The 12,816-nt window shown below is 37.7% G+C and carries 10 protein-coding genes and 1 pseudogene; all 11 read left to right on the forward strand.

Going from position 1 to position 12,816, the window contains the following annotated elements; translation table 11 throughout:
- Positions 1 to 102: 102 nt before the first annotated feature.
- A complete protein-coding gene (locus tag SJW71_RS07680) occupies positions 103 to 1,551 on the forward strand; it encodes an S-layer homology domain-containing protein (RefSeq protein ID WP_431811979.1) in 1,449 nt (482 codons plus the stop codon).
- 18 nt (positions 1,552 to 1,569) lie between these two features.
- Positions 1,570 to 3,441, forward strand: a complete 1,872-nt coding sequence (locus SJW71_RS07685) for an S-layer homology domain-containing protein (protein WP_431811980.1) — start codon at positions 1,570 to 1,572, stop codon at positions 3,439 to 3,441.
- Positions 3,417 to 4,487: a vWA domain-containing protein gene (locus SJW71_RS07690; protein ID WP_431811981.1), complete on the forward strand. Its 1,071-nt coding sequence runs from the start codon at positions 3,417 to 3,419 to the stop codon at positions 4,485 to 4,487. The genes SJW71_RS07685 and SJW71_RS07690 overlap by 25 nt, the downstream gene beginning before the upstream one ends.
- 223 nt (positions 4,488 to 4,710) lie before the next feature.
- A pseudogene (gene hemA / locus SJW71_RS07695) lies at positions 4,711 to 6,074 on the forward strand (glutamyl-tRNA reductase).
- A 169-nt stretch (positions 6,075 to 6,243) separates the two neighbouring features.
- The gene (locus SJW71_RS07700) at positions 6,244 to 7,071 is read left to right on the forward strand and encodes a cytochrome C assembly family protein (protein WP_274793953.1); all 828 of its coding nucleotides are present in this window, start codon (positions 6,244 to 6,246) and stop codon (positions 7,069 to 7,071) included.
- Between the two features lie 18 nt (positions 7,072 to 7,089).
- Positions 7,090 to 8,022: a hydroxymethylbilane synthase gene (gene hemC, locus SJW71_RS07705; RefSeq protein WP_322611645.1), complete on the forward strand. Its 933-nt coding sequence runs from the start codon at positions 7,090 to 7,092 to the stop codon at positions 8,020 to 8,022.
- Positions 8,012 to 8,773 carry a uroporphyrinogen-III synthase gene (locus SJW71_RS07710; RefSeq protein WP_412927118.1) on the forward strand — a complete coding sequence of 254 codons (762 nt, stop codon included), beginning with the start codon at positions 8,012 to 8,014 and terminating at the stop codon, positions 8,771 to 8,773. The genes hemC and SJW71_RS07710 overlap by 11 nt, the downstream gene beginning before the upstream one ends.
- On the forward strand, positions 8,770 to 9,750 hold the full coding sequence (hemB, locus tag SJW71_RS07715; protein WP_274793950.1) for a porphobilinogen synthase: 981 nt from the start codon (positions 8,770 to 8,772) through the stop codon (positions 9,748 to 9,750). The genes SJW71_RS07710 and hemB overlap by 4 nt, the downstream gene beginning before the upstream one ends.
- Positions 9,751 to 11,043, forward strand: a complete 1,293-nt coding sequence (gene hemL, locus SJW71_RS07720; RefSeq protein WP_412927121.1) for a glutamate-1-semialdehyde 2,1-aminomutase — start codon at positions 9,751 to 9,753, stop codon at positions 11,041 to 11,043.
- A 242-nt stretch (positions 11,044 to 11,285) separates the two neighbouring features.
- Positions 11,286 to 11,732 (forward strand): CoxG family protein, encoded by a 447-nt coding sequence (locus SJW71_RS07725; protein WP_274793948.1) that lies wholly within the window; start codon positions 11,286 to 11,288, stop codon positions 11,730 to 11,732.
- A 91-nt stretch (positions 11,733 to 11,823) separates the two neighbouring features.
- Entirely contained in the window at positions 11,824 to 12,579 is a 756-nt protein-coding gene (locus tag SJW71_RS07730; RefSeq protein ID WP_312506764.1) for a valyl-tRNA synthetase, read from the forward strand.
- Positions 12,580 to 12,816: the final 237 nt, after the last annotated feature.

Genomic DNA, 12,816 nt, shown 5'->3' on the forward strand with positions numbered 1-12,816 from the left:
CTACTTCGCATAGGCAAAATGTTCGAAAGACGAGCAGATTTTTAGTCATTAAAACATGCTTCATTATGCATAACAGTGCACAGTGAAAGAAAGGACAAGCGAATGCAAAAATATTTAGCCAAACTAATGGTAGTCGTTCTTGTTATTTGTTTAATGGGAACTACTATTTCGTTCAATGCATCGGCTGCTTCATTAGAAACAACTGGTGCAGTAAAAAATGAGTATACATATGAAGAAGCTGTCTTCCTATCAGGGGCACCTGTTATTTTTAAGGGCACTAGTAAAGATATTAAAATTACACAAAAGGAATCTAAAGGCAGATTAACTGAAACTTATAACATGAAGTTGACAGGTAATAATGGAGCCACATTGACAAGAAATATCGCCTATGAATCTGATGTTGTTGACTATGCAGTTCTTGGTCAAAAAACGTCTAATGGTGAGGTAAAGAAATACACTGAAAAAATTACAATTGGAGCGATTACTTATACGTTAGTTGATTATCAATTTTCTCAAGGAACGGTGACAGATAATCGAGCTGCCTCTGATTATTATTCGGGGAATGTAATCTCTAGAAAAACCTATGCTTTTGAAACAGGAAAAGGGAAAAACGCTGTCCAAAACACAGTAACGATTGAAACCGATAGTCGCCATGCGGGCTATGAAAACTTCTGGGGAGCAACAGAAACTCAAATCACAGAGTCTGTTTATTCCTACAGTGATGGCAAAACAAGCCATGTAAAAAACCGCTTATCTACAAGTAAATCTCGTGTTTTAAATTATGAGGAGAATCTTGGAAGCTTGGGTAGTTTTGAGGGTGGCTATGCAGTTGTAAGTGAAAAAGATGTTATTTCTGAGTACACGTACGACTTATCTTCAGGACAAAAAGGGACGCTTGATTTAGATACAGAATACATGCCAACTATTGAACGTCTTATTATCCCTAAATTCCGTGATTTAACAAACCATTTTGCTAAAGAAGCGATAGAAAAAATGTATTCACTAGGTATCTATTCAGATGCAAGTAATTTCTTCTCTCCAAATACACCAATGAAACGTATAGATTTTACTACGGCAATCGGTAAAGCCGTAGACTTACGTGTATTTGAAGAAAAGAAATCGAAAAAGACTCCTACTACAAGTGTGTTTAAAGACTTAAAGCGTACGGTTAAAGATTATGGCTATATTGAATCGGCATTAAATAAAGGCATAATAAAAGGCGTTTCAGCTGACTACTTTAAACCAGATAATGCCATTACAAGAGCACAAGCAGCTACTATTTTTGTGCGTGCTTTAGGACTTGAAAATAGAGCGCCTGATCCTGGCTATCTAACGAAATTTACAGACAACAATCAAATTCCAAACTATGCTAGAGACGGCATCTATATTGCAAATGAACTTGGGTTAATGATTGGTGATTCCGCTGGCCGTTTTAATCCAAATAAGCCGCTAACTCGTGCAGAGGCTTCTCTTGTCCTTGAGCGATTCTTAAAATATTTAGAAGATGATCTAAAACAAAACTATCGTGATGATATCTTGTTCTTTAACTAAAGAAAGGACTGAACATTAATGACATATGTAAAAAAAGCATTGCTCTCTTTGCTTTGCTTCATGTTACTACTGATGACGGCAACACCTGTTGTCACGCAAGCAGCTACCACAATAAGAGATGTTCCTTCAAATAGTAATAATTATAAGGCTATTTCCTGGGCAGTGGACAATGACCTCATGTCCTTGAACAGTGCTAATAACTTTTTACCAGATGAACAAGTAACTGATCGAGAGCTTGTGCTAATGTTTGCCAAGCTAGATCGTAATTATGCGTTATCTTATATTGATAGTGTTGCCTATAATTTCTACAGTGAATTTTATTTACCATTTAACGGCACACATGTGAATGCTAATCGTTCAAAAGCGGTGACACGAGGCCAATTTGCCCAGATCTACGCTGCATTCAAAGGTTTAGATTTAGATGAACCACAGGCTGTACAATATTTATATTCGAATGATCTTTCTACCAGTGGTACAGGTAAAAAGACTTTTGCTAGCTTTAATCCATCTACTAAATTAACACGTGCGGATGTTGCTACATTTTTATATAGAGCTGTTCAAAATGGCAATTTTGCTGTACAAGGATTAAAGCGAAGTGCTGCTGGCCGTGATAATGATAGCATCACGTTACCACCAGGTTTCATGGGATCTAACAGTGCTGATTTTGAAGAACCAAAAGATAACTCAAATGACTTTACTGGACCAGAATATGTAAATAATGCATTGCAAAGTATTGTAGTTGAAAAACCGGATTTAATCGCAAATGATGTGGATTCTACACTTGTGACGGTATCGTTAAAGGCTTGTAATGGTGACCCAATTGCGGATGATAAATCGTATACATTCAAAGTGACGTCATCCTATGGGACAATTGTGGATACATCCGGTGAAGCGGTTAAAACGGTTCAATCTGATGGCTCCACTGTATCTGCTATCGTAATCGCACCATCACTAACAAAATCTGTCCGTGATACGATTTCTTTTGAGCTAGTTAATAATACAGACCCTGCTATGAAGTGTTTAGTGGGGGAGAAGTTAAATGCAGAAGTGCGTTATGCACCACAGCCAGAACTACGTATTGATTACCAAGTATATGATCCAACAAATACAGATGATAATGGTAGTGTAACACCTCCTTATGTTCCATATGAAAAATTGCCAGAGTTCTTTACTCAAAACTTAATTGATGTGTATGCTCCAGTACCTTTAGATCCTGACTCTGATGAAAAGTTATTTAGTATTGGTCAGCAAACAAATGTAACGGATGCTTTAGGGAACGTACAAAATGTTTATTTGCGCTACGGTGGATCTGATCCTAGGTACCCAGCGTTAGGATATGAACATGCAATATTACAATTTGAAAACTATGATATCTCAGTATACTTATTTGAAGAGCTCTTAAATCGCCGTTTTGATAACTCAGTAACAACGCCTGCCAAAACTGAAATTATGTATATGATTTCTGATGATGGACGACCAATTTATCGTGTTCAAGGGATTGATGATGATATTGCTTCTCAGGTAGAAAATATTAATCCGGTCGGAGCTATCATTCAGCTTATGAATCATATGCCAAACGAAAAAGATTTAACATTAGAGCATTACGATAGTGTGATGAAGATTTATGCAATCTTCACAAACTTAAGTAACTATGACCGAACTGTGTTATTAAAATATCAGGGCGGGAAATTACTTGGACAAGTGGAAGCCTATAAAAAACGTGTTGAAGCATTGAAAGAAAGTGCTGATGCTGCATCAAGACCATCAGGGAAAGATCGATATACTAAAGTTATGGTGACTTTAGTTCGTCCAGGGGGGAGCCCGTTTCGGACTATCAGGGAACGGTCAAAATTAAATTTGATGGAGTGGAAAAAACAGCGTCGTTTATAACAAATACTTCAGATCCATTAAATAATACAGGTAGTCCAGGTACGGCCGTCGCTTACTTTGACTCAATTATTTATGGAAAATCTAAAGTAGAGGCAACGCTCGTTAATCCATTAGATCCACGCTATGCAACAATTTTGAAGGGCTTAAAAGATAAGACAGTAACGAAAGAAATATTTACGAATCCATACTTTAGTAAAAACTCTTGTTCTTTAGCAACGGAAATTGCCTATGTAGTGGATTATTCTTCTTCGATGAAGGCGGTTGATCCAACAAATTACCGTGGTAAAAAGATGATTGAATTGATCAATCAAATAAAGGCAAAAAATAATATTGTTATTGAAACGAATACAAAAGCAACTGTTCTAGGTGAAGGTACGACAGAAAATGTACTGAAAAAAGATCTTTATAAAGCATCCAAAGATAAAGGTGCGACGGATATTTTTGCCGGCATTGATATCGCCTTAACTAAATTCTCTAATGATACTAAAACATCGAAGGCCATTGTTGTTGTTTCGGATGGTAAAACAAGTAAATCTAAAATGACTAAGGCGATCAATGAAGCGAAAAAGCAAGGTGTGAAAGTTTATACAATTAGTATGGGCAAGAAATCACAAATCAATGATGCTACGTTAATGCAAGTAGCAGAGCAAACTGGCGGCGCTTATTTCCACGCCATTGATAATTTACAATTGCATCAAGTATTCCAAAAGCTAGTTGATACAATTTTATGTAAAACACCAGCTTCGAGCTGTATCAATCCTGAAGATTTATTTGAAGAAACAAGCGTTTCGCTACGAAAAGGCTATATTACTATGAGTGCTCGAATTGATGGTAATTGTTCTAATGTTGCAAAGATGAATGTACGCTTCAATTCAGTTAGTGGAGATGTACAGTTTGATTTGCAAAAACGTAGTGATTCAGTTTATATGCTAACGAAAACAGTACAAACTATGCAGGACTTTAAAGTTAATAATGACATTGAGTTTATAGCCTATGATAAAGATGGTAATATTATTGCAATGAAAACTGTCACAATGACAAATTAAGAAAATACTGATCACAAAATTTACTGCACCTCAATTGTTAGATTGATCAGGTGCAGTTTTTTAATTTGAAACAAGACGTATAATTTGTTACACTTAGTTTATAATAATTCTAATGTAGATGACGAATGACAGTTCTTCATGACATGTTCACAAATTATACGTGAACTATTGTCGAACTGTGCTATAATGAGATTTGTGAATTAGAACGTGTGAGGTGTTATTCATGCATACCATCGTAGTAGGCTTGAATTATAAAACAGCGCCTGTTGAAATACGTGAGAAGTTATCATTCATAGAGAGTGAACTACCACAAGCAATGGAAGCGCTGCAAAAGCAAAAAAGTATATTAGAAAACGTTATTGTTTCGACATGTAACCGTACAGAAATATATGCTGTTGTGGATCAATTGCATACTGGACGTCATTTTGTGAAACAATTTTTAGCGAACTGGTTTGACTTGCCTGTGGAGACATTTTCTTCCTATTTAACAATTCGAGAAGAAGATGAGGCAATCGAACATTTATTTAAAGTGACTGCAGGGATCGATTCAATGGTTCTTGGGGAAACACAAATTTTAGGACAAGTAAAAAAAGCTTTTTAAGTGGACAAGAGATTGGCACAACAGGAACGGTATACAATCAGCTATTTAAACAAGCGGTAACATTTGCTAAGCGTGCTCATAATGAAACAGCAATTGGTGAGAATGCGGTATCCGTTTCCTATGCAGCAGTAGAATTAGCAAAGAAAATTTTTGGCTCTTTACAACGCAAGCATGTAGCTATTTTAGGTGCAGGGAAAATGGGAGAGCTTGCGATTGAGAACCTTTATGGTAGTGGTGTAGGAAAAGTTACGGTCATTAACCGTACGTTTGAAAAAGCAGAAAGCCTAGCCGCTAAATTCCATGGGGAAGCTAAATCAATGAAGGAATTACAATGTTCATTATTAGAAGCAGACATTTTAATTACGTCTACAGGTGCAACAGATTATGTCATTGATTATGAGTTAATGCAATTTGTGGAACGTTTACGTAAAGGTAAACCTTTATTTATGGTAGATATTGCTGTTCCACGTGACATTGATCCACGAGTGGGCGACCTGCCAAATGTTTTCTTGTATGATATCGATGATTTACAAGGAATTGTCGAGGCGAATTTAGCAGAGCGTGAACGTGCTGCTGCTGATATTACGGATATGATTGGTAATGAAGTTGTGCAATTTAAAGATTGGGTAGCAACACTAGGCGTCGTACCAGTGATCTCAGCTTTGCGTAAAAAGGCTAATCGAATTCAAGAAGAGACGATGACTAGTATCGAAAATAAAATGCCAGATTTAACGGAACGTGAACGTAAAATTTTAAGTAAGCATACAAAATCTATTATTAATCAATTGTTAAAAGAGCCAATCTTACAAGCGAAAGAAATGGCAAATTCACCAAAAGCAAATGAACAGTTACGTTTATTCCAACAAATTTTTGGTATAGAGGATGCTGTGGAAGCTGAAGTTCAAGAGATGACGAAGCAAGAGCTTGAGCGCAAAGAACGCGCAGAGGCTTCTCAAACTTCCGTTGAACCAAAGTACTCTTTCTAAATATCTAATGCGTCGCATACACAAATTTACGATAGTGTTGACGCTATTGGATTTCTACTGATATTACATGAGGCGTTTTCGTATCTGTATGGTAAACTTAGGATACGAAAACGTTTTTTTTGTTTTTGTATAGTAATTTTACAATTTCACTATAAAGAAGGGATGTCTATTGGCTGATTTGACCATGACGAGGCTTTATGAAGTGATGATCGTCTTGTATGCGATCAGTCTAGTTTTTTACTTTACTGATTATTTCTATAAGCAAGTGCGAGCAAGACGAATAGCTTTTTGGCTTGTTTCATTTGTATGGATGATTCAAAGCGCTATTATCATTTTAACGTTTGTGGAAACGAAGCGTTTTCCGATCTTATCTTTGTCAGAGGGGATTCTCTTTTACTCCTGGTTACTTGTGACGCTATCGATCATTCTACATTGTATAGCTAGGGTTGATTTGCCTGTATTTATTATTAATATACTAGGGTTTTTATTCGCTAGTATATTTACTTTTATGCCAAAACGTCCTACAGGCGCTGTTGGGGATACATTAATTTCGGAAATGCTTTTTATTCATATATCATTTGCGATATTGTCCTATGCCGCATTCACGTTAACATTTGTGTTTGCCATATTATACTTAGTTTTATATCGTTTGCTGAAAAAGAAAAAGTGGTCACATCTATGGACAAGGTTACCATCCTTACAGCAGACAAGTAGCTGGATGAATATGTCATTTTTTATTGGAATTCCAGTTTTATTTATAAGTTTAATATTGGGCTTTGAATGGGCACTATTAACATTAGAGAGTCTTTCGATTTTCGATGCAAAGATCATAGGGTCCTTCATCATTTTAATTTTGTATTGCGTTATCTTATATGTGAATCGCAAAAGCAAGCTGACAGGTACAACTTATGCATGGGTACATATATATGCCTATTTATTAGTTGTTGTGAACTTCTTCTTAGGAAGCAGTTTATCGCGATTCCATTTATGGTATTAGAAGAAAGGTTGGAGACTGTTGAGAAAAATTATTGTAGGTTCTAGGAGAAGTAAGTTGGCGCTAACTCAAACTAATTGGTTTATCAATGAGTTAAAAGAGGCTGGTGCACCATTCGAATTTGAAGTGAAAGAAATCGTGACCAAAGGTGATCAAATTTTAGATGTACAGCTATCTAAAGTTGGAGGGAAGGGATTGTTTGTTAAAGAAATAGAGCAAGCCCTTTACGATAAAGAAATAGATTTTGCTGTTCATTCTATGAAAGATATGCCTGCTGTATTGCCAGATGGCTTAGTAATTGGTTGTATTCCTCCACGTGAAGATGCACGTGATGCATTTATTTCAAAAGGACATATTAAATTTGCAGATCTTCCTGCTGGTGCTGTAGTGGGGACAAGTTCTTTGCGCCGTAGTGCACAGCTATTAACAGTACGCCCTGATATCGAAATAAAATGGATTCGAGGAAACGTTGATACGCGTTTAGCTAAGCTGGAAGATGAAGAATATGATGCGATTATTTTAGCAGCAGCTGGTTTGAAACGATTAGGCTGGAGTGATGATGTCGTTACTGAATTTTTACCAGTAGAAGATTGCTTACCAGCAGTAGCACAGGGCTCTCTAGGAATTGAATGTCGCGCAGATGATGAGGAGCTATTGGCTGAATTAGCAAAGCTTACTGATCAATTAACATGGCAAGAAGCACATGCAGAACGCGCATTTTTAGCAGCAATGGATGGTGGCTGTCAAGTACCTATCGCTGGTTACGCCACTTCAAATGGGGATGAAATTACTTTAACAGGCTTAGTTGCCGCTCCAGATGCATCTGTTATCTATAAGGAAACAGTAGTGGGGACAGATGCACAAAAAATTGGAGAAGAGCTTGCAGCAATATTAACAGAACAAGGTGCATTCGAATTAATTCAGCGCGTAAAGGCTGAGCAAGATGCAAAATAATTTACCTCTAAAGGGTAAAACAATCGTTTTAACTGGTACATCTAAGACAGCTACTATTGAAGATGACATCACAACATTAGGTGGCCATGCTGTAATTGCCCCATTAATTGAAACTTGTGAACGATTGGGCAGTAATGATGCTGAGCAATTGAAAAAGGCATGTCAATTTGATTGGATTATATTTACTAGTCAAAATGCTGTCGATGCTTTTGCTACTAAGATGCAACAGCACCAATTTAGGGTCGATAATTTTAGAGGGAAAATTGCCTCTATAGGGACAAAAACAACATCAGCGTTAGAAAAGCTTGGCTTTGAAGTGAGCTTTATGCCCTCTGTATTTAGTGCTGATATTTTCGTTAAAGAATTTCCGGCTGTAGCGGGTAGCTGTCCGAGTTGCCTGTTTATACGAGGAGAAAAGGCGAAAAGTACACTAAAGGATGGACTGCCGTTTGATTTAGTTGAGTGGACAGTTTACGAAACGGTGGAAAGACATGATCAGACATCTGTTATTATGAATTGTATTCATCACCAACAAGATGTTACTGTGATTTTTGCTAGTCCTTCAGCGGTTGATGTATACGCAAAGGATGTAGCGTCACAGATTGGCTGGCAAGCAACGCGTATCGCAGCCATCGGTCATATTACAGAAGCGGCTCTTGAACAATACGGTGCTACTGTGGATATTATGCCAAGTGTATATACAATGCAAGCAGTCATCGAAGAAATTATGAAAGTAGGGGACAAATCATGACAAAATTACAATTTCAAAGACATCGTCGCTTGCGTACGAATGCGACAATGCGATCAATGGTAAAAGAAACATATTTACATAAAGAGGACCTGATCTATCCTATTTTTGTAATTGAAGGCGAGAACATTAAAAATGAAGTACCTTCTATGCCTGGCGTTTTTCAATTTTCATTGGATAAATTGGAAGTAGAAATTGATGAGGTTGTAGCTTTAGGCATACCTGCAGTTATTTTATTTGGGTTACCAGCTGAAAAAGATGCTGTTGGAACAGGTGCGTTCCATGATCATGGTATCGTTCAAGAAGCGACTCGTTTAATAAAAAAACGTCATCCTGAGCTATTAGTTATTGCGGATACATGTTTATGTGAATTCACAGATCATGGACATTGCGGATTAATAGAAGGCGATCAAATTTTAAATGATCCTTCATTAGACGTGTTAGCCCGTACCGCTGTATCACAAGCAAAAGCAGGAGCGGATATTATTGCTCCATCTAATATGATGGATGGTTTTGTTGTAGCGATTCGTGCAGGACTTGACGAAGCAGGATTTGAACATATTCCAATTATGTCTTATGCAGTCAAATATGCATCTAGCTACTATGGTCCATTCCGTGACGCTGCAGATGGAGCTCCTCAATTTGGCGATCGTAAATCCTACCAAATGGATCCATCGAACCGCCTAGAGGCATTCCGTGAGGCAGAATCAGATATTGAAGAGGGAGCAGATTTCTTAATTGTGAAGCCGGCTCTTAGTTATTTAGATATTATCCGAGATATGAAAAATAACTATCCATTACCGCTTGTTGCCTATAATGTTTCTGGTGAATATGCGATGATTAAGGCGGCAGCTATAAATGGCTGGATTGAAGAGAAAAAAGTTGTGCTTGAAACATTATTAGGCATGAAACGAGCAGGCTCTGATTTAATCATCACGTATCATGCAAAAGATGTTGCACGTTGGTTGGAGGAGAAATAAATGACACGTTCTTACGAAAAATCAAAACAAGCCTATGCTGAGGCGGTTCAGTTAATGCCAGGTGGTGTTAGCAGCCCAGTACGTGCATTCAAATCAGTGAATATGGACCCGATTTTTATGGAATCTGGCCATGGTGCGATCATTAAAGACATTGACGGCAATGAGTATATTGATTACGTACTATCTTGGGGTCCATTAATTTTGGGACATACACATCCAGAGGTAGTCAAAGCGATTGCTGACACAGCAGCAAAAGGTTCATCCTTTGGTGCGCCAAGCTATACAGAAAATCGTTTAGCTCAATTAGTATTAGATCGTCTACCAGGCATGGAAATGATTCGCTTTGTTTCTTCAGGAACAGAAGCTACAATGTCTGCGTTACGTGTAGCTCGTGGGGTTACAGGGCGAGATAAAATATTAAAATTTGAAGGTTCTTATCATGGTCATGGAGACTCTTTATTAATTAAAGCAGGTTCAGGAGTTGCGACATTAGGTTTACCTGATAGCCCTGGTGTTCCAGCAGATATTGCACGGAATACGTTAACAGTTGCCTATAATGATTTAGAAGGGGCAAAAGTTGTTTTCGAAAAATTTGGTGCAGAGCTAGCAGCAGTGATTGTGGAGCCTGTTGCAGGGAACATGGGTGTTGTACCACCAAAACCAGGTTTCTTAGAAGGTTTACGTGCACTTACATCTGAGCATGGCGCGTTATTAATCTTTGATGAGGTAATGACAGGCTTCCGTGTAGACTACGGTTGTGCACAAGGTTATTTTGGGGTAACGCCTGATATGACTACATTAGGTAAAGTTATTGGTGGAGGCCTCCCTGTAGGTGCATTTGCTGGGAAAAAAGAGATTATGGAGCAAGTAGCCCCTGCAGGACCGATTTATCAAGCGGGTACATTATCAGGAAACCCGTTGGCGATGACGGCTGGCTATGAAACGTTATCACGTTTAGATCACGGAACATATGATTACTTTAAACAATTAGGTGATCAGCTAGAGGCTGGTTTCCGTGAAGCAGCTACGAAATACAATATTCCACATACAGTAAATCGTGCTGGCTCAATGATTGGTTTCTTCTTTACAAATGATGAGGTTGTTGACTTTGCCTCAGCTAAAACATCTGACTTACAATTATTCGCGGAATACTTCCGATTGATGGCAGAGGAAGGCATCTTCCTGCCACCATCTCAGTTTGAGGGATTATTTATTTCTACAGCTCATACGGAAGAACACATTACTAAAACAGTAGATGCATTCTATAAAGTGTTTGCGCAATTAGCGCGATAAAAATGAGAGAGCATGATAGAAGAATTTCTATCATGCTCTTTTTTGATGACCAAAATGGAAAATAAGGTAGTGCTTGAGGAATGAATGAGAAAAATGAGGAACTAGCATATTAACTAGTAAGCAAGATCATCTATACTGGATGAAGGACCTGTTTTTGTCAAAATTATATCTTTCAGCATAGCCAAATTGTGGGCGATATCGTTTATAATATAGCTATTCATAAAAGAAAGTAGTGAATTGATATGGCAACAGGCACACATACAGTCGAAGTACCCGTAGGAATTGATCATGTATGGGATTTCGTCAGTGATATGGAAAAATGGGCAAAACTTGTCCCAGGTTATAATGCACATGAAATGATTGATGATAAACATTCAACATGGACATTTAAAGGTAATGTTGGTGTTTTGAAAAAAACAGTAGAAGTAGAAATTATCATTTTAGAATGGGTAGCGCCCTCAAAAGTAACATTCGAATTAAAGGGGCTTTCTGATAATTTCACTGGAAATGGCTATTTCCTTGCAGAAAGCATTGATGCTGAAAATACAAAAATGACAGGTTTTTTAGAAGTAGTCGCTGGCGGCTTGGCAGGACCTGTTTTAAATCCAATTTTCAAACCGATCGTTCCAAAAGCAACACAAATGTTAACAGATCGTGTAGCGAATAAAATTAAATTAGTACATGTTTAATTGAATGGAAGATCATTCATAAAATGGCATGCTAGATGAAATTCTCTAGCATGCCATTTTTTTACTAGAATGCTCTTTCGTTGTATGTAACTTGAAGCATTCTAGCATACTACCCTCCCAATTGTCATATGATGCAAAGGGAGGGATTATTATCGAACAAAAAACATGGAATATGCGCGAAACATTTTGTTTTCCTGGATACGGCTGCCCAACTGAAATAGCAGCAGTGCAAATTAAGCCTCAGTGGCAGGCAATGCAGTTAGAGGATTCACTTCGACTTATGGGCATCTACCACATCACCGCTCACGTTCGCTTTGATTTTCAAGATATGGAAGCATTTACAGACGATGAAGAACTAATTACAATTGATGCCCTTGATATCCAAGGCGATACTGGTTATTTTGAGTATGCTGTACCTTTACATGTGGATTTACCAAAAGAATCGGATCTTAAAGATTTAATGGTCAAAGATATTCGTCCTAGTCTAACAAATCAAATGTGTCAGCTTGAGTGGACAGTAACAAGTATTTTTAATGAATATGAGCCCATTGTTGAAAAGGATATGTTAGACAGTCAACACCTCTCTGTTCAAGCCTTCGAGCAAGAAAAGGCCATTGCTACGATTGAAGAAAGTATGCATATAGAACAACCCCAAGCCGTAGCAGCAGCTTCACGCCAAGAGAAAGTGACAACAGTAGATCAAAAAGCAGTGATGAGGGAATCCTCCAGTCATATTGTTGTGCGTGAATCTAGCTCCTGGCATGAAGTGCCTTCCATGATTTGGGACCTTACAGAAGAATATACACCGCTTAAAGTCCGTGTTTCAAATGATGTCTTTCAAAAGTAAATAGCAGAGAAGTAGCAGGAGCAATAAGAAGATTAGATCACCTGATGTTGGCACAATAATGACACGGATAAATTGAAAAGCACAAATGGGTACGATAATAGTTCTACAATAAAAACGAACCTGCCGTAGCCAAGGTGGTAAAAGCCAAGGGTTATACTTGCGTCGTCGCATTTGAATACTCACTTCCTTTCTATTTACTTTACTCTTACTAAAAGATGACTAAATCACTTGAAAAAT

Source organism: Lysinibacillus sp. FW12, from assembly GCF_050817245.1.
GTDB lineage: Bacteria > Bacillota > Bacilli > Bacillales_A > Planococcaceae > Lysinibacillus > Lysinibacillus irui.